The following is a 15,614-nucleotide window of genomic DNA, read 5'->3' on the forward strand; positions in this document are numbered from 1 at the left end:
TGCCCCCTGCCCCGGCGTGAGGTGTGCATGCTCTACCAACCGGCGCAGTCTATCGGCCGCAGTGAATGGCGGGTTTCAGGGAAATCCGCCGCTCCAACTTCTAACTCTGACTGGCTTGAGTTGGTCGAAAGCGGTCGGGCGCGCGGGTCAGCTCTGAATGGCAGCTTTCCTTCTTGGATCGTCTGAGACCCGCCCGCACCCAACCGGTCCATATCCTGCCGTCATCTTCAGACGGCACCAGTAATGTATCCCGAGTCACCAGCGAGATCCTGATGCCATGATCAAAATCCAGCGAGGTTTGTAACCGAGCCCGCACCAGTGAGTCGCGCGGGCGGAGGCCCGCATGACCCCGACCAAGCTCCTTCTCGGCCAGATGCTCATTGTCGCCGCGATCGTGGTCGCGGGAGTGTGGGGCGCGACCCAGTGGGCGGCGGCCTCGCTCGCGTATCAGCCCGAGCTTGGTGCCCCTTGGTTCCGGCTTGGAAATATGCCGGTCTACGCGCCCTGGTCGATCTTCCCTTGGTGGTTCCATTTCGATGCCTATGCCCCAGTCGTGTTCGACGAGGCCGGCGCGATCGCCGCGGGCGGCGGCCTCGTCGCCTGCGGTGCCGCCATCGCGGGCTCGGTCTGGCGCGCGCGCCAGCAGCGCAACGTCACCACCTATGGCTCTGCGCGCTGGGCGGGGTCCCGCGATATCCGCGCGGCGGGGCTGGCGGCGGACGCCGGCGTGTTCCTCGGCCGCGTGGACAAGCGCTACCTGCGCCACGACGGTCCGGAACACGTCATGGCCTTCGCGCCGACGCGTTCCGGCAAGGGCGTCGGCCTAGTCGTACCGACCCTGCTCGGCTGGACCAGCTCGACGGTTGTCCACGACATCAAGGGCGAGAACTGGGAACTGACCGCCGGCTGGCGCGCGCGCTTCTCGCATTGCCTGCTCTTCAACCCAACCGACACGCGCTCCGCGCGCTACAACCCGCTGCTCGAGGTTCGCCGCGGCGCCGACGAAGTACGCGACGTCCAGAACATTGCCGATATCCTGGTCGATCCGGAAGGGGCGCTCGAGCGCCGAAGCCACTGGGAGAAAACGAGCCACTCGCTTCTCGTCGGCGCCATCCTTCACGTTCTCTACGCCGAGGAGGAGAAGACGCTCGCCCGGGTCGCGACCTTTCTGTCGGATCCCCGGCGACCCTTCGTCGCGACGCTCCGCTCGATGATGACGACGAACCATCTCGGCACCGACGAGATGCCCGTGGTGCATCCGGTGGTGGCATCGGCCGCGCGCGAGGTGCTCAACAAGTCAGACAACGAGCGCTCGGGCGTCCTGTCGACCGCGATGTCGTTTCTCGGCCTCTACCGCGATCCCACCGTCGCGGCGGTTACGGGCGCATCGGACTGGCGGGTCGAGGACCTGGTTGCCGCGAGCTACCCGGTGTCGCTGTATCTCGTCGTACCGCCGTCCGACATCAGCCGCACCAAGCCGCTGATCCGTCTGGTGCTCAACCAGATTGGCCGGCGCCTGACCGAACAGCTGCACGCCGCAGGTGTCCCGGGGCGCCACAAGCTGCTCATGATGCTCGACGAGTTTCCGGCGCTCGGCAGGCTGGACTTCTTCGAGACCAGCCTGGCGTTCCTGGCCGGCTACGGCGTCCGCGCCTTCCTGATCGCTCAGAGTCTCAACCAGATCGAAAAGGCCTATGGCGAGCACAGCGCCATCCTCGACAACTGCCATGTCCGCGTCGCCTTCGCGACGAACGACGAGCGCACCGCGAAGCGGATATCGGATGCGCTCGGCACCGCGACCGAGCAGCGGGCGATGCGCAACTATGCCGGCCATCGGCTGGCGCCGTGGCTCGCCCATGTCATGGTCAGCCGCCAGGAGACCGCCCGGGCGCTGCTGACTCCCGGCGAGGTCATGCAGCTTCCGCCGACGGACGAAGTCGTGCTGGTCGCAGGACATCCGCCGGTTCGCGCGCGCAAGCTCCGCTATTTCGAGGACGCGGCCTTAAAGTCTCGCATCCTTCCTCCTCCGAGCCTTGGAGCCGGACGGACGACAGATCTGCCGCAGGCCCGCGCCGACGACTGGCAGGACCGCGTGCGCGGCATCGATGCGCGCCTCGCCCCCGACACAGCCGACGACGAGGCAGAGGCCGGGGGCCTGGAGCAGGCGCGTCATCCCGCGCACGAGATGGAGCCCGCGACGCCTGTCGATCTCGCTCCGGCCGATCCGCTCGGTCTCGGCGAGGACGAGGTCGATCCGGCCGTCGACAAGCGTGCGATGGACCAGGCGGCAACGAGCGCGGTCCGCCGCGCCTATGCGATCGACATGACCGATGCCCGGCCGGGCAATCTCGAGCTGGACTTCTGAGATGGTCGAGCGCGTCCGCCACCAGCTGTTCCTGCCGAAAGCGACCAGCGACCGCCTCGAGGCCCTGGCCGCGGCTCCCGGCGCGACCAAGTCCGCGATCCTCGCCGACGCAGTGGCCGCCTGGCTCAACCGGCGGGGCGCGTCGGAACTCGAGGACCGCTTCGGGCTGCGCCTCGATCGCATGTCCAACGCGCTCGCCAGGATCGAGCGCGATGGCCATGTCGCACTCGAGACGCTGGCGCTCTTCGTGCGCTTCGAGCTCGCTATCCAGACCCCGCTTGCCGAAAACGACCAGGCTGGCCGCGCCATCGCGCGCGAGCGGTTCGAGGCCTTCGTCGCGCAGGTGGGCCGCGCGGTCGCGACGGGCCGTCGCACGCTCTTGTCCGTGGAGGACGAGCGATGACCGACATGCTTTCCGCCGGGCGCCGGCGCGCGATGCTGCGCACGGCGATGGGCCCGGACATCGCCGCGGCGCTCGCCGATCCGCTGGTCATCGAAATCATGGTCAATCCGGACGGGTCACTGCGGCTCGACCGGCTCGGCGAAGGCAGGCTCGACACCGGCATCGTGATGGACGCGGCGCAGACGGAGCGGATCATCCGCCTCGTCGCCAGCCATGCCCGTGCCGAGGTCCATGCCGGCCAGCCGATCATCTCCGCCGAGTTGCCCCCACAGATCGAAGGCCGCGCCGGCGAGCGGTTCGAGGGCGTGCTGCCGCCGGTCTCTACGGGTCCGTCCTTCTCGATCCGCAAGCCGGCGCAGCGGCTCTACACACTCGACGACTATGTCGGCGACGGCATCATGACCGCAGGCATCGCCGACGTGCTGCGCCTCGCGGTGACCCAGCGGTTCAACATCCTCATCGCGGGCGGGACCAGCTCGGGCAAGACGACCCTCGCCAATGCGCTGCTCGCCGAAATGAGCTGGGTCGATGCCCGCGTCATCCTGATCGAGGACACGCGCGAGCTGCAGAGCCCGGCTCCCGACACGGTGGCGCTCCGCACCCGTCCCGGCACCGTCTCGATGACCGACCTGGTGCGCTCGACGCTGCGCCTGCGCCCGGACCGGATCATTGTCGGCGAAGTCCGCGGCCCTGAGGCGCTCGACATGCTCAAGGCATGGAACACCGGCCATCCGGGCGGCATCGCGACGGTCCACGCGAATTCGGCCGAGGCCGCGCTCTATCGCGTCGAGCAGCTCGTGCAGGAAGCCGTCGTCACCGTCCCACGGCGCCTCGTCGCCGAAGCGATCGACCTGGTCGTCTTCATCGCCGGGCGCGGCACGCACCGTTCGATCGAAGCGATCTCGCGCGTGGTCGGCATCGACCCCGACACCGGCGCCTACGCGCTCACCCCTTTTCACCCTGCCAACGAAGGAACCCCACCATGAAGACACTTTCCCCCGCCGGCCTCAGGCCGCGCCTGCTGCTCGGCACTGCCCTCGCCATCGTCGCCGCCACGCAGGTGCAGGCCGCCGGTACCGGCATGCCGTGGGAGGAGCCCCTCCAGCAGGTCCTCGAATCGGTCCAGGGGCCCGTCGCCAAGATCGTCGCGGTGATCATCATCATCGTGACCGGCCTGACGCTGGCCTTCGGCGAGACCGCGGGCGGCTTCCGGCGCCTGATCCAGATCATCTTCGGCCTGTCGATCGCCTTTGCGGCGTCGAGCTTCTTCCTTTCCTTCTTCTCCTTCGGCGGCGGGGCGCTGCTCGGATGATCGGCGACGGTCAGCATCTGGAGGGGTTCGAGGCGCCGCTGCACCGCGCGCTCGTCGAACCGATCCTGCTCGGCGGCGCGCCGCGCGCGATCGCGATCGTCCATGGGACGGTCGCGGCCGCGCTCGGACTCGGGCTGCAGCAATGGACGGCGGGGCTCGTCGTCTGGGCCCTCGGGCACACCGTCGCCGTATTCGCCGCGAAGCGCGATCCCGACTTCGCCGCGGTGCTGACCCGCCATCTCCGGCAGCGGGGGTATCTCGCATGCTGAACCTGCGCGAATATCGGAGCCGCGCCGACCGGCTCGCCGATCATCTGCCCTGGGCCGCGCTCATCGCGCCCGGCGTCGTGCTGAACAAGGACGGCAGCTTCCAGCGGACGCTGCGCTTCCGCGGTCCAGATCTCGAATCCGCGACCGAGGCGGAGCTTGTCTCGGCCTGCGCCCGGGCGAACAACGTCCTGAAGCGCTTCGGCTCGGGCTGGGCGCTTCATATCGAGGCCGAGCGACGCGAGGCGCTCGGCTATCCGGTAGACCGATTCCCGGAGGCGGCGTCCTGGCTAGTGGACGCGGAGCGGCGGGCGTCTTTCGAAGCGGCGGGCGCTCACTTCGAGAGCCGATATCATCTGACCCTGACATTCCTTCCGCCCCCGGACCAGGCGGACACGGCGGGGCGCGCACTTCTGGAGCGCGGTGATGCCGCACAGGGTCGCGACTGGCGACAAGCGCTCGCCGCGTTCGTCGCGGAGACCGACCGCGCCCTCGATCTCTTCTCGGGCTTCATGCCGGAGATCGCCGCGCTCGACGACGCCGAGACGCTCACCTTCCTCCACGCGACGATCTCGTCGCGTCGACATGGGGTGCGCGTCCCCGAAACGCCGATGTATCTCGACGGGCTGCTCGCGGACACGCCGCTGACCGGCGGGCTCGAGCCGATGCTCGGCGAACTGCATTTGCGCACCCTCACCATTCTCGGCTTTCCCGGCCTCAGCCGCCCGGGAATCCTCGACGCGCTCAATCACCAGGACTTCGGCTATCGCTGGGTCACGCGCTTCATCGCGCTCGACAAGACGGACGCGACCAAGGCGCTGACGCGGCTGCGCCGCCAATGGTTCAACAAGCGCAAGTCGGTCACCGCGATGCTGCGCGAGGTGATCTACAACCAGCCGGTCCAGCTGCTCGACAGCGACGCCGACAACAAGACCACCGACGCCGACCTCGCGCTCCAGGCGCTCGGCGGCGACCATGTCGCCTTCGGCTATCTCACCACGACGATCACGGTCGCGGACGAAGAGCGCGCGCGCGTCGAGGACAAGGTCCGCGCCGTCGAGCGGGTCGTCAACGGGCTCGGCTTCACCTGCATCCGCGAGGGGTTGAATGCGGTCGAGGCCTGGCTCTCGAGCCTGCCCGGGCAGGTCTATGCCAATGTCCGCCAGCCGCTCGTCCACACGCTCAACCTCGCGCACCTGATGCCGTTCTCGAGCGTATGGGCCGGCCCGGTGCGCAATCGGCATCTGGGCGGGCCTCCGCTCCTCTACGCCGAGACTAGCGGGTCCACGCCGTTCCGCCTGTCGACCCATGTCAGCGACGTCGGGCATATGATGATCGTCGGCCCGACCGGTGCCGGCAAGTCGGTCCTGCTTGCGCTGATCGCGCTCCAGTTCCGGCGCTATCCCGGCAGCCAGCTCTATATCTTCGACATGGGCCGCTCGGCGCGTGCCGCCACCCTCGCGATGGGGGGTGCGCATCACGGCCTCGGCCTTGATGGCGATGTCGGGGAGACGATCGCCTTCCAACCGCTCGCCGGGATCGGCGACGCCGCCGAGCGCGCCTGGGCGGCCGAGTGGATCGACGCCCTGCTCGCGCACGAGAAGGTGGTGGTGACTCCCGAGGTTAAGGAAGCCGTCTGGTCGGCGCTGACCAGCCTGGCGAGCGCGCCGGTCGAGGAACGCACGCTCACCGGCCTGTCCCTTCTGCTCCAGTCGACCGCGCTGCGTTCCGCGCTGGCGCCCTACACGCTCGAGGGGCCATTCGGCGGGCTGCTCGACGCGGCGGAGGATGACCTCCGCATGGCGGACGTCCAGTGTTTCGAGACCGAGGCGCTGATGGGCACGGGGAGCGTCGTCGCCCCGGTGCTGACCTATCTCTTCCACCGGCTGGAGGGCCGCTTCACCGGTCGACCGACGCTGCTGATCCTGGACGAGGCCTGGAAGTTCCTCGACCATCCGCTGTTCGCCGCACGCATCCGCGAGTGGCTGAAGACGCTGCGCAAGAAGAACGTGGCAGTGATTTTCGCCAGCCAGAGCCTGGCGGACATCGCGGACAGCGGGATCGCGCCGGCGATCATCGAGAGCTGTCCCCAACGCATCCTGCTTCCCAATGCCGCGGCGATCGAGCCCCAGGGGCAGGCGGCCTATCGGCGCTTCGGGCTCAACGACCGTCAGATCGAGCTGGTCAGCCGCGCCACGCCTAAGCGCCACTACTACCTGCAGTCCGCAGCCGGGAACCGGCTCTTCGAGCTGGGCCTCGGCCCGGTCGCGCTCGCGCTGTGCGGGGCCTCCGATCCTGCCACGCAGGCGCGCATCGACGCGCTGCTCGCCGAGCATGGTCCGGCAGATTTCGCGGCCCGCTTCTTCGAGGCGGCCGGTCTCGACTGGGCGGCGGCGCTGCTCGCCCAATTCCCCGATCCCCAAGTGAAGGAGTAGAAGTGATGCGTATCCTTTCCCGCAAATATCTGGTCGCGACCGCGCTCGGCCTCGGTGCCGCGGGCTCGATGACCATGGGCTTCGCGACATCGGCGCATGCGCAGATCGCGGTGTTCGATCCCAGCAACTACAGCCAGAATATCCTGACCGCAGCGCGCACGCTCCAGCAGGTCAACAATCAGATCCAGCAGCTTCAGAACGAGGCGCAGGTGCTGCTCCGGATGGACAGGAACCTGAAGGGAATCGCCTTCCCGCAGCTCGAAGCGCTCCTCGACAAGCTCGACGGCGTCGACCGGCTGATGAAGCAGGCGCAGAGCGTCGACTTCGAGGTGGACCGGCTCGAGGAGAAGCTGAATGCGCTCTACCCGCGCGGCTTCGATCCGTCCTCGACGCGCGACCAGCGCCTGCAGGCGGCCAGGGCACGCTACGATGCCAGCTCGGACGCCTTCAGGCGGACGATGACCGTCCAGGCGCAGATCGTTCAGGCGGCGCATGACGACGCCACGGACCTGGCGGAAATCGTCGGTCGGAGCCAGGGCGCCGAGGGAACGCTCGGCGCTCAGCAGGCCACCAATCAGCTGCTCGCGCTGACCGCGAAGCAGCAGCTCTCGCTGGAGCAGCTGATGGCGGCCCAGTTCCGCGCCGACGCGATCGAGAAGCAGCGCCAGCTGACCGAGTCCGAGGCGTCGCGCGCCGCGACCCGAAAGTTTCTCGGCAGCGGCCAGGCCTACACGCCGCAGCGATAGCGAGACCGGGCGCGGCGGCAACAGCCCCCGGCCGCCGTGCCCGCAGCCCGCGGGGCCCTGGCACTCGCTCCCCCTGCCAGGGTCCCGCGGCACCCTTTGCAAGGACAGACACGTGAACGACCTCAACGTGATCGATCGGTTCATGGCCGACTTCATCCGCTACATCGATAGCGGATTCGGCCTGCTCGGGCCCGATGTCGGCTTCCTGACATCGGTCCTGATCGGCATCGACATCACGCTCGCCGGCTTGTTCTGGGCAATGGGCGGCGAGGGCGACATCATCGGCCGCTTCCTCAAGAAGATCCTATATATCGGCGCGTTCGCGCTGATCCTGAACCGCTTCTCGACGCTCACCGACATCATCTTCCGTTCTTTCGCCCAGGCCGGACTGACCGCTGGTGGAGGAACGCTCTCGGCCGACGATCTTCTGCGTCCCGGCCGCCTCGCGGGTACCGGGTTTCAGGCGGCCTGGCCGCTGCTCGACCAGGCGAGCGAACTGCTCGGGTTCACTACCTTCTTCGACAACTTCATGACGATCATGGTGCTCCTGATCGCCTGGGTGATCGTCATCGTCGCCTTCTTCATCCTCGCGGTGCAGATGTTCGTCTGCATCCTCGAGTTCAAGCTGACGACGCTCGCCGGGTTCATCCTCGTGCCCTTCGCGCTGTGGAACCGCACGAGCTTCCTGGCCGAGCGGGTGCTCGGCAATGTCATCTCCTCGGGCATCAAGGTCATGGTGCTCGCGGTGATCGTCGGCATCGGCTCCGGCTTCTTCACGGAGTTCGCCTCCGCCCTGCAGGGCAAGGAGCCGGACATCGGCCAGGCGATGAGCCTGGTGCTCGCCAGCCTCGCGCTGCTCGGCCTCGGCATCTTCGGGCCCGGCATCGCCTCCGGCCTGGTATCCGGTGCTCCCCAGCTCGGCGCGGGCTCCGCGGTCGCGACGGCGGCATTGGCGGCAGGCGGGTTCGCCGTCGCCGGCGGCGCGGGCGCCGCCGCGGCGAAGGGACTGGCGGGTGCCGGCCTGGGCGCTATTCGCGCCGGGACCTCGATGGGCTCGGCGGCATCGACCGCCTACAAGCTCGGCCAGGAGACTTCCGGCTCGCAATCCGTCGCCGCCGGCATGAGCGGCGTCGCGACCGCGGCGCGCGGAGCGGCCGGCCAGCGCATCGAGGGGGCTCTCGGTCTCCGTGCCGCGGCGGCCGAGGGACAACGCGCCGCCTGGAATGCCGGCACCACCGGTGCGCAGGCGCACCCCGGGGAGACCGGGGGCGCTGCGTCTAACGGCATGCCGGGTTGGGCGCGCGATCTCCAGAACACGCAATCCCGACGTCACCATCGCCAAGCGGCGATCCACGCTCTCCAGGGCGCGGATCGTGGCGGCGGCGGCGCGACCCCCGACATCAAGGAGAAGGACTGATGCGCTTCAAACGTGCCGTCCAGCGCTACGGGCGCACGGACGAACCCGATACGCCCTATCGCCGGGCCGGACAGCTCTGGGACGAACGGATCGGCTCCGCCCGCGCCCAGGCAGGAAATTGGCGGCTCATGGCCTTTGGCGGCCTCGCACTGAGCACCGGTCTGTCCGGTGCGCTGGTCTGGCAGTCGATGCAGAGTCGCGTGGTTCCCTATGTCGTCGCGGTCGATAGCCTGGGACAGGCCCAGGCGGTGTCGCCCGCGGCCGCCGAATATCGTCCGACCGATCCGCAGATCGCCTGGTTCCTCGGCCGCTTTATAGCCGACGTCCGCGGCCGCTCGCTCGACGCCGTGCTGATGCGCGAGAACTGGCTGCAGGCCTATGACTTCGCTTCCAAGCACGGCGCGATCTTCCTCGGTGAATATGCGCGCTCGGCGAACCCCTTCGCCGACGTCGGTGACAAGACGGTCTCGGTGCAGGTGACGAGCGTCGTGCGCGCATCCGCGACGAGCTTCCAGGTGAAATGGTCGGAACGCGCCTATGCCCGTGGGAGCCTGGCTGCGACCTCGCGCTGGACGGCGATCGTCACCATCCTGATCAAGCCGCCCCGCGACGCCGACACGCTCCGCAAGAATCCGCTCGGCCTCTACGTGGACGCCATCGACTGGAGCCGCGAGCTCGACGTACCCGCCGACCACCCGGCGAGCTCCTCGCCCGACCCGGTTCGAAGCGCACCCGCCACCGTGCCCAGCGGCTCCCCGCTCGATCCGAACCTCGGCCAGCCAACGCAATTTCCATCGGAGACACGCCCATGAACCGCATGCTTCTCGCGGCGAGCGCGCTCGTCGCGTCGCCCGCTCTCGCGCAATCGTCCTCGCCCCAGGCTGGACCGATGGCCATCGCGACCCCCAGTGCGGCACCGCAAGCCGCACCCGCCCCCGTCCCGAGAGCGGTGCCCGCGTCGCCACCCCATCGTCGCAAGCCCTCCGCCGCGGAGATCCGGGTCCGGGCCGCCAATGCCAAGGCTACTCACGAACCGGCGGCGCCGGCGTTCGTCAACGCGGTGCAGGTCTACCCGTTCGGCGAGGGCGTGCTGTACAGGCTCTTTGCCGCCCCGGAGCAGGTCAGCGACATCGCGCTGCAGCCTGGCGAGGCGATTGTCTCGGTGGCGGCCGGCGACACCGCGCGGTGGACGATCGGGGACACGACCAGCGGCGCAGGCGACAGCAGGCGCGTGCACATCCTCGTGAAGCCCTTCGCGGCCGGTCTTTCCACGAATCTCGTCATCACGACGGACAGGCGGGCGTATCACCTGGTGCTCCAGAGTACCCCGGCAACCGCCATGGCCGCCCTGTCCTGGACCTACCCGCAGGACGAGCTGATCGCGATACGGCGGCAGCAGGCGTCGGCCGAGGCGGCGAAACCGATCGCGACGGGACTGGCGGTCGAGCGGCTCGACTTCGGCTACGAAGTGACGGGCGACCGTCCGGCGTGGCGGCCGCTCCGCGCCTTCGACGATGGCCGGCAGACCTTCATCGAATTTCCGGCCAGCGTAGCGGTCGGCGAGGCGCCTCCGCTCTTCGTCATCGGCGAACAGGGCGACCCGCAACTCGTCAACTACCGGATGTCCGGGCGCTTCTACATCGTGGACCGGTTGTTTGCCGCGGCCGAACTGCGTCTCGGGACCAAGAAGCAGGCGGTGGTCCGGATCGTTCGCGCTGCTCAGGGCCTTCGCCGCCGGCAGCGGAGGGCGTCGTGAGCGAGATGGCACCCGCGGCCGCGCCCTTGCCCAAGGTCGATCCCGAGACCCTGGTGCTGCGCGGTCGCCCGAGCCGCATCGTCCGCTTCCGTCGTGGGGCCATCATCGCGATCGCCGCCCTGAGCTCCTCCGCGATCGTCGGCGTCGCCTGGGTCGCGCTCAAGCCGGCGACGTTCAGGATCGTGGCAGGCGCCGAGGACCAGAAGGATGTCGCCGGCCACGCCTCCGACGATGCACTTGCCGGCGCCCCTAAGAGCTATGGCGACGTGCCCAGGCTAGGCCCGCCGCTTCCGGGAGATCTCGGGCGTCCGATCCTGCGGCGACAGGAGGCGCTGGGGGAAGCACCTCCGGCCGCCCCTGTTGACGGGACTGCGCAGGCTGCCGAGGCCGAGCGCCAGCGGCGGGAGGCCGAACACAGGGCAGCGCGGGAGTCCGGCGTGCTCGTCCAGCTCGGAGCCACCGACCGTGCTTCCGGTGCTCCGAGCATGACCGCCGCGTCGGCGACTGATCCCGGCAAGCAACCCGCGCCGCAGAAGATGGGCTTCGATCCCGAGAAGGATCCGGGCGGTCAGGCGCGAAAGGCCGAGTTTCTCGCGGCAAAGGATGAAGGCGGCGATATCAACCCGCACGTGCTCGTCGCGCCGGTCTCGCCGTACACGTTGAACGCCGGCAGCGTCATCGCCGCCAGCCTGATCACGGGTCTCAACTCAGACCTGCCCGGACTTGTCACGGCGCAGGTGACCGAGAACGCCTATGACAGCGTCAGCGGTCGCATCCTTCTTATCCCGCAGGGCGCCCGACTGATCGGCAGCTACGACAGCGTCGTTGCCTTCGGCCAGCGCCGCGCATTGGTCGTCTGGCAGCGCATCGTCCTCCCGAACGGGAGCTCGATCCGGATCGATAACGTGCCGGCGACGGACATGGCGGGATATGCCGGGCTTTCGGACAAGGTTGATGTGCACACCTGGCAATTGCTCAAGGGCGTGGCGCTCTCGACACTGCTCGGGGTCGGCACCGAGCTTAGCCTGGGCAACAGTGAGACGGACCTCGTCCGCGCCATCCGCGAGTCCACGCAGCAGGGCGCGTCACGCGCCGGCGACCAGATCGTCACCAAGAACCTTAACGTCCAGCCGACCATCAAGGTGCGGCCCGGCTGGCCCCTCCGCGTCGTGGTGCACAAGGACATCGTCCTCGCACCCTGGCCAGCTCAGGAGCGATAACATGCCCGAACTCAAGCTAGCGCAGCTTCCGGACCGCACGCCGGTCAAGCTCACCATCTCCCTTATGCCAGATCTTCATCAGGCGCTCGGCGAGTATGCAGCGCTCTACGCGCAAACCTACGGCCGCGAGGAGCCGGTGGCGGATCTGATTCCGGCCATGCTTGCTGCATTTTTGGAAAGCGACCGGATATTCAAGGGGAGGCCGAAATGAGCCGGCGTGCTCTGGAGCCCGATGAAACTACGCTGGAGCCGATCAGCGTGCGGATCTCCACCGCCGTTAGGATCACCGGCATCTGTCGCTCCACGATCTACGAGCTCATCGGCGATGGGACCATAGAGACCGTGAAGATCGGGCGATCGACCTTCATCCTCTATCCCAGCCTGAAGCGGCTGTTTGAACGCAGCTAAAGCGAATGGCTTCGTCCACTTAAGAGCCTGTGGCGGACGAGCCACTTCTCGCGCTGTCCGGTTCGACGTCGATGCTCATCCTCCAACCTAGTCGCTCAGACCAACATCGACTGCTGGGCGGAGATGCCTGCCATCGCGCCTTGCCACGATGCCGTCGTGACCGAGGGTATGCCGGGGTTGGTGAGATCGCCGGCGGCGTAGATGCCGGGCATGCTCGTTTCGCGACGCTCGTCGACCTTCAGGATTATGCCGAGGGGCGTCTCGACTGTGGCAAGGCCCAGTCCTTCATGCAGGCTTGCGGACGGCTTGTTGCGCGGATGGGCGAACAGGATGTCCACCGCAACCTTGGAGCCGCTATCGAGTCTGGCGATGGCGCTATGGTCCGCGTGATGGGCGATTTCGGCGATCCGGCCGTCGACGACAGCTATGCCGCGGCGGGCCAGATCGTCCCGGATATCGGGAGCAATGTCGTGGCGATCGGCCAGGACCGTCAGCGTGTCGGTCCAATCGTGGAACAGCCTGACCTGATTATGCGACTGCGGGCCGGACCAGACGAGGCCCCAATGCTGATCGGCGACCTCGAAGCCGTCGCAATAGGGGCAAGGAATGATCGACTTGCCCCAACCTTCAGCGAAGCCGGGCACATCGGGCATCTGGTCGGTCACGCCATAGCTCAGGATCAGGCGCCGCGCCGCAAGGCTCTCGCCATCGGCAGTGAGGACGGAGAAATCGTCGATGGCGCCGGAGACACTGTCTGCCCGGGCATTGACCAACCTGATCGCGGGATAGCGCGCCAGCTGTTGCCGCGCCTCGGCCAGGATGTCGAGCGGTGGCTTGTGATCGTGACCGAGCATGCCGTGCGAGTGCCCGGCGAAGCGATTGCGCGGCAGGCCGCTATCGAGAACGGTGACCTTGCGGCGGGCCCGGCCGAGCTGCAGCGCGGCGGCGAGGCCGGCAAAGCTGCCGCCGATGATGATGACGTCATCCATGGTGATACGCTCCGTTGTGGCGGGAGGGTGTTGGGCGACCTGGAGGCAGCAACCGCATCATCGGCTCAGCCGGGCGCAATCGCAGCATCCCATCCGCCGCCGAGAGCCCGGAAGGAGGCGATGGCGGCGCGGGCGGCAGCCGCTTTCGACTGGATTTCGGCATCGCGGCTGGCGAGAAGGCGCTGATCGGCGTCGAGTACATCGAGCAGGCTCGATACGCCCCCCTTATAGGCGGCGAGGGAGGACGCGCGGGCCTTGGCGAGCGAGGAGACGCCCTGGTCGAGGATCTGCGCGCGGGCCTGCTGCTTGACGAGCGCCGAAAAGGCATTCTCCACATCCTCCGAAGCTCTGAGGACCGTCAGGCGATAGGCCGCCAGTGCCTCGGCGTTGCGGCCCCGGGCAGCGGCGATCTCGGCGTCGATGCGGCCAAAGTCGAACAGGCGCCAGCGCAGTCCGAGAACACCGCTGGCCTGGGTGGCATTGCCGCCGAACAATCCGCCGACGCCCATGGTCGCGGTGCCGAGCAGGCCGCTCAGTGAGAATTTCGGGTAATATTCAGAGATCGCAACACCGATCCGCGCATTCGACGCGGCGAGCGTGCGTTCGGCCGCGATGATGTCCGGGCGCCGGCGCAGCAAGGCGGCCGGACCGCCCGCGTCCGAGACCGCAGGGACGTTGGGGATCGGCGCGACCGCCGCGAGCTCGGGCCGGGTCGAGCCGGGCTGAAGGCCTAGCAGTACATCCAGCGCGTTCATCGCGGTGTCGAGATTCTGCTCGAGCTCCGGGACGCCGGCTTTTACTTGCGCCAGGGCGCCCTCGGCCTGGCGCAGCTGCAATTCGGCCGCCACGCCCTTGCGATACTGAAGCGCGACCAGGTCGACCAGCTGCTGCTGGACCTGTAGCTGGTTGTGGGCGACGTCGAGCCGGGCCTGCAGGCTGCGGATCGCGACATAGGTGTCGGCGGTCTGTGCCGCGACGGCCAGCCGTGCGGCAGCGGCGCCGGCCGCGGATGCCTGCCAGTCGGCCCGCGCGGCATCGCGGGCGGCATCCTTGCCGCCGAAGAGATCGAGCTCCCAGCTCGCGCCGAGATTCAGATCATAGCTCTGGGCCTCGCGGTCGAAACCGGGCAAGGCGCCGGCGATCCGGCCCTGCGCCGTTTCGAGCGACTGATAATTCTCGCTCGCCTGGCCGCTGACCTGTCCGGAAGGGAGAAGATCGGCTTTGGCGTGGCGCAGCGCGGCACGCGCCTGCACGACGCGCGCACCCGCCTGCTGCAAATCGAGATTCTGCGCCAGCGCGCGTTCGACCAGGCTCGCCAGCAGCGGATCGTTGAACGATCGCCACCAGTTCACCAGGTCGACCTTTGCCGCCTGACCCGTGGCGGTCTCGACCGCGGGGCTGCCCATGAACGTCGGTGGCGCTGCCACCTCCGGCGCCACATAGGACGGACCGACGGCACAGCCGCCGAGCAGCGTGGCCGTCGAGGCCATAGTCAGAATCGAAGGTGAAATGCGCATGCGCTCGTCCGCCAGCAGCTTCATGAACCATCTCATGAATTCGTGACCAATGACATTATTGGTCACAATTTGTCAATCCGGGCATTTGCCGCTATGGACCGACCCATGAACACTCAGGCTACAAGCAAGGTCGCCACGCGGGGACCGGCGGAGCATTCGGTGCGGGATCAGATCGTCAAGGCCGCACGCGAATGCTTCGCGCATTACGGCTATGACAAGACGACGGTATCAGACCTCGCGCGCGAGATTGGCTTCTCCAAAGCCTATATCTACCGCTTCTTCGAATCGAAGCAGGCGATCGGCGAAGCGATCTGCGCCGAATGTGTATCCGCGCTATTCGACCAGGCCCGAGAGGCGGTGGACCAAGGGGAGGACGCGACCGACAAGCTGCGCAGATTTGCGAAAAGCTTGACCAACGCGACCGTCGAGCTGCTCTTCAACGATCGCAAGCTCTATGAGATCGCTGCCCATGCTTCGTCCGAAAACTGGGAGGTCGTGCGAGTCTATACCCAGCGCCTGCAGGGCCTCCTCGAAGAGATTCTGAAGGAAGGCCGCGAGAGTGGCGAGTTCGAGCGCAAGACGCCGCTCGACGAAACCCGCCGATCGATCTTCTATGCCTTCAAGCCGTTCATTGACCCCGTGTTCCTCGAGCGCAGCCTCGACCTCCTGCCCGATGCGCAGACCGAGGTGACCGGACTGGTGCTGCGCAGCCTCGCACCTTGAGGCTGAATGCTTATGTGTGACTAGTTGACATATTGGTCACTTGATGACATCTCGTTC

The 15,614-nt window shown here is 67.8% G+C and carries 16 protein-coding genes; 14 read left to right on the forward strand and 2 right to left on the reverse strand.

Annotation, left to right across the window (positions count from 1 at the left end; all coding sequences use genetic code 11):
- Nucleotides 1-343: 343 nt before the first annotated feature.
- The 13 genes from ACEN8G_RS15670 to ACEN8G_RS15730 all read left to right on the forward strand — a co-directional run bounded on the left by ACEN8G_RS15670 (nt 344) and on the right by ACEN8G_RS15730 (nt 12,328).
- Nucleotides 344-2,365, forward strand: a complete 2,022-nt coding sequence (locus ACEN8G_RS15670; RefSeq protein ID WP_413413765.1) for a conjugal transfer protein TraG — start codon at nt 344-346, stop codon at nt 2,363-2,365.
- 1 nt (nt 2,366) lies between these two features.
- On the forward strand, nt 2,367-2,768 hold the full coding sequence (locus ACEN8G_RS15675) for a CopG family transcriptional regulator (protein ID WP_413413766.1): 402 nt from the start codon (nt 2,367-2,369) through the stop codon (nt 2,766-2,768).
- On the forward strand, nt 2,765-3,754 hold the full coding sequence (gene trbB, locus ACEN8G_RS15680) for a P-type conjugative transfer ATPase TrbB (RefSeq protein WP_413413767.1): 990 nt from the start codon (nt 2,765-2,767) through the stop codon (nt 3,752-3,754). Before ACEN8G_RS15675 ends, trbB begins: the two co-directional genes overlap by 4 nt.
- Entirely contained in the window at nt 3,751-4,080 is a 330-nt protein-coding gene (locus ACEN8G_RS15685; protein WP_413413768.1) for a TrbC/VirB2 family protein, read from the forward strand. The genes trbB and ACEN8G_RS15685 overlap by 4 nt, the downstream gene beginning before the upstream one ends.
- Nucleotides 4,077-4,349, forward strand: coding sequence for a VirB3 family type IV secretion system protein (locus tag ACEN8G_RS15690; RefSeq protein WP_413413769.1), 273 nt, complete (start codon nt 4,077-4,079; stop codon nt 4,347-4,349). Before ACEN8G_RS15685 ends, ACEN8G_RS15690 begins: the two co-directional genes overlap by 4 nt.
- On the forward strand, nt 4,343-6,781 hold the full coding sequence (gene trbE, locus ACEN8G_RS15695; protein ID WP_413413771.1) for a conjugal transfer protein TrbE: 2,439 nt from the start codon (nt 4,343-4,345) through the stop codon (nt 6,779-6,781). Before ACEN8G_RS15690 ends, trbE begins: the two co-directional genes overlap by 7 nt.
- A gap of 5 nt (nt 6,782-6,786) precedes the next feature.
- Nucleotides 6,787-7,527, forward strand: a complete 741-nt coding sequence (gene trbJ / locus ACEN8G_RS15700; RefSeq protein ID WP_413413772.1) for a P-type conjugative transfer protein TrbJ — start codon at nt 6,787-6,789, stop codon at nt 7,525-7,527.
- Nucleotides 7,528-7,639: 112 nt separating this feature from the next.
- Nucleotides 7,640-8,944 carry a P-type conjugative transfer protein TrbL gene (gene trbL, locus ACEN8G_RS15705; protein WP_413413773.1) on the forward strand — a complete coding sequence of 435 codons (1,305 nt, stop codon included), beginning with the start codon at nt 7,640-7,642 and terminating at the stop codon, nt 8,942-8,944.
- Nucleotides 8,944-9,756, forward strand: a complete 813-nt coding sequence (trbF, locus tag ACEN8G_RS15710) for a conjugal transfer protein TrbF (RefSeq protein WP_413413775.1) — start codon at nt 8,944-8,946, stop codon at nt 9,754-9,756. The genes trbL and trbF overlap by 1 nt, the downstream gene beginning before the upstream one ends.
- The gene (trbG, locus tag ACEN8G_RS15715) at nt 9,753-10,700 is read left to right on the forward strand and encodes a P-type conjugative transfer protein TrbG (protein WP_413413776.1); all 948 of its coding nucleotides are present in this window, start codon (nt 9,753-9,755) and stop codon (nt 10,698-10,700) included. The genes trbF and trbG overlap by 4 nt, the downstream gene beginning before the upstream one ends.
- Before the next feature lie 5 nt (nt 10,701-10,705).
- The gene (locus tag ACEN8G_RS15720) at nt 10,706-11,920 is read left to right on the forward strand and encodes a TrbI/VirB10 family protein (protein ID WP_413413789.1); all 1,215 of its coding nucleotides are present in this window, start codon (nt 10,706-10,708) and stop codon (nt 11,918-11,920) included.
- 1 nt (nt 11,921) lies between these two features.
- A complete protein-coding gene (locus ACEN8G_RS15725) occupies nt 11,922-12,131 on the forward strand; it encodes a DUF2274 domain-containing protein (RefSeq protein ID WP_413413777.1) in 210 nt (69 codons plus the stop codon).
- Nucleotides 12,128-12,328: a hypothetical protein gene (locus tag ACEN8G_RS15730; protein ID WP_413413778.1), complete on the forward strand. Its 201-nt coding sequence runs from the start codon at nt 12,128-12,130 to the stop codon at nt 12,326-12,328. Before ACEN8G_RS15725 ends, ACEN8G_RS15730 begins: the two co-directional genes overlap by 4 nt.
- Nucleotides 12,329-12,423: 95 nt before the next feature.
- On the opposite strand, the gene ACEN8G_RS15735 is transcribed toward ACEN8G_RS15730, so the two are convergent.
- Together ACEN8G_RS15735 and ACEN8G_RS15740 are read right to left on the reverse strand one after the other, a co-directional pair.
- The gene (locus ACEN8G_RS15735; RefSeq protein WP_413413779.1) at nt 12,424-13,317 is read right to left on the reverse strand and encodes an NAD(P)/FAD-dependent oxidoreductase; all 894 of its coding nucleotides are present in this window, start codon (nt 13,315-13,317) and stop codon (nt 12,424-12,426) included.
- A 65-nt stretch (nt 13,318-13,382) separates the two neighbouring features.
- Nucleotides 13,383-14,858, reverse strand: coding sequence for an efflux transporter outer membrane subunit (locus ACEN8G_RS15740; protein WP_413413780.1), 1,476 nt, complete (start codon nt 14,856-14,858; stop codon nt 13,383-13,385).
- Nucleotides 14,859-14,993: 135 nt separating this feature from the next.
- On the opposite strand from ACEN8G_RS15740, the gene ACEN8G_RS15745 reads away from it, so the two are divergent.
- The gene (locus ACEN8G_RS15745) at nt 14,994-15,557 is read left to right on the forward strand and encodes a TetR/AcrR family transcriptional regulator (RefSeq protein WP_413413781.1); all 564 of its coding nucleotides are present in this window, start codon (nt 14,994-14,996) and stop codon (nt 15,555-15,557) included.
- Nucleotides 15,558-15,614 lie beyond the last annotated feature (57 nt).

Source organism: Sphingomonas sp. Sphisp66 (assembly GCF_047324325.1).
In the GTDB taxonomy this organism is placed as follows: Bacteria; Pseudomonadota; Alphaproteobacteria; order Sphingomonadales; family Sphingomonadaceae; genus Sphingomonas.

Coding starts and splice junctions, on each gene's coding strand:
- ACEN8G_RS15670 (WP_413413765.1), top strand. CDS start 344: ATGACCCCGACCAAGCTCCTTCTCGGCCAGATGCTCATTGTCGCCGCG.
- ACEN8G_RS15675 (WP_413413766.1), top strand. CDS start 2,367: ATGGTCGAGCGCGTCCGCCACCAGCTGTTCCTGCCGAAAGCGACCAGC.
- trbB (WP_413413767.1), top strand. CDS start 2,765: ATGACCGACATGCTTTCCGCCGGGCGCCGGCGCGCGATGCTGCGCACG.
- ACEN8G_RS15685 (WP_413413768.1), top strand. CDS start 3,751: ATGAAGACACTTTCCCCCGCCGGCCTCAGGCCGCGCCTGCTGCTCGGC.
- ACEN8G_RS15690 (WP_413413769.1), top strand. CDS start 4,077: ATGATCGGCGACGGTCAGCATCTGGAGGGGTTCGAGGCGCCGCTGCAC.
- trbE (WP_413413771.1), top strand. CDS start 4,343: ATGCTGAACCTGCGCGAATATCGGAGCCGCGCCGACCGGCTCGCCGAT.
- trbJ (WP_413413772.1), top strand. CDS start 6,787: ATGCGTATCCTTTCCCGCAAATATCTGGTCGCGACCGCGCTCGGCCTC.
- trbF (WP_413413775.1), top strand. CDS start 8,944: ATGCGCTTCAAACGTGCCGTCCAGCGCTACGGGCGCACGGACGAACCC.
- trbG (WP_413413776.1), top strand. CDS start 9,753: ATGAACCGCATGCTTCTCGCGGCGAGCGCGCTCGTCGCGTCGCCCGCT.
- ACEN8G_RS15720 (WP_413413789.1), top strand. CDS start 10,706: ATGGCACCCGCGGCCGCGCCCTTGCCCAAGGTCGATCCCGAGACCCTG.
- ACEN8G_RS15725 (WP_413413777.1), top strand. CDS start 11,922: ATGCCCGAACTCAAGCTAGCGCAGCTTCCGGACCGCACGCCGGTCAAG.
- ACEN8G_RS15730 (WP_413413778.1), top strand. CDS start 12,128: ATGAGCCGGCGTGCTCTGGAGCCCGATGAAACTACGCTGGAGCCGATC.
- ACEN8G_RS15735 (WP_413413779.1), bottom strand. CDS start 13,317: ATGGATGACGTCATCATCATCGGCGGCAGCTTTGCCGGCCTCGCCGCC.
- ACEN8G_RS15740 (WP_413413780.1), bottom strand. CDS start 14,858: ATGAAGCTGCTGGCGGACGAGCGCATGCGCATTTCACCTTCGATTCTG.